Consider the following 1,195-nt stretch of genomic DNA (forward strand, 5'->3'; position numbering starts at 1 on the left):
AGCTGGACGGCCCGCCGCGCCAGGCCGCGACCGCGTTGCGTCAAACCAGCCCTGTCCATTACCACGCGCCCGAGGTGGCGCCCATCTGAGGCCGCGCGCCTCCTTCACTCCCATTCGGTATTCAACGATGAACTTCCTTTCCAACATGCGCATCGGAACGCGCCTGGCCATCGGCTTCGGCCTGGTTCTCGCGCTGACCCTGGTCTCCGCCGCGTTCGCCCTGGTGAACGCCCGAAGCAATGCCGAGGCCACGCGCCTGATGATGCAGAGCCCGCTCGCGAAGGAGCGGCTGATCTCCGACTGGTACGTGCTGACCTACTCGGCCATCGCGCGCACCGCGATGATTGCCCGGACCACCGACGAAACACTGCCCGTCACCTTTGCCGATGTCATCTCCGACAGCGTCAAGAAGGGCGGAGAAACCATGGCCAAGGTCGAGGCCCTGCTGGTGACCGATCTCGAGAAGTCGACCTTCAAGTCCATCGTCGAACTGCGGGCCAAGTACCAGGCCGCCAAGGATGCGGTGCAGAAGGCCAAGGCCAGCGGCACCCCGGGCGAAGCGGAGGCGGTTTTCAAGAACACCTTCCAGCCGGCTGCCAAGGCCTACGAGAGCCGCGTGCTCGAACTGCTGGCGCTCGAACGCAAGGCGATCGACGACATGAGCCATGCGATCGACGAGGCCAACGAGCGAGGCTTCAACCTGCGCATCGTGCTGACGGCGCTCACGCTGCTGATCGGTGCGGCCTGCGCCTTCCTGATCGCCCGCAGCGTCACGCGGCCGCTGGGCCGCGCGGTGAAGGTGGCCGAAACCGTGGCGAGCGGCGACCTCGGCTCGGTCATCGAGGCCGGCTCGCGCGACGAGACCGGCCAGCTCATGCAGGCGCTCAAGCACATGAACGAGAGCCTGGCCAAGGTGGTCGGCGAAGTGCGCCAGGGCACCGACACGATCGCGACGGCCTCGGGGCAGATCGCGGCGGGCAACCGGGACCTCTCCGCGCGCACCGAGGAGCAGGCCAGCTCGCTCGAGCAGACGGCCGCCTCGATGGAGCAACTCACAGGCACGGTCAAGCAGAACGCGGACAACGCGCGGCAGGCCAACCAGCTCGCGCTCTCGGCCTCCGAGGTAGCCGTGAAGGGCGGCGGCGTGGTGGGGCAGGTGGTCGACACCATGGCGTCGATCAATGCTTCTTCCCGG

1 protein-coding gene is annotated in these 1,195 nt (G+C 67.4%); it reads left to right on the forward strand.

The annotated features are described in order from the left end of the window. Positions 1-127: 127 nt before the first annotated feature. A partial coding sequence (locus EJO66_RS32470; protein ID WP_125967294.1) for a methyl-accepting chemotaxis protein occupies positions 128-1,195 on the forward strand: 1,068 nt, incomplete at its 3' end.

The organism is Variovorax beijingensis (assembly GCF_003951285.1).
In the GTDB taxonomy this organism is placed as follows: Bacteria; Pseudomonadota; Gammaproteobacteria; order Burkholderiales; family Burkholderiaceae_C; genus Variovorax; species Variovorax beijingensis.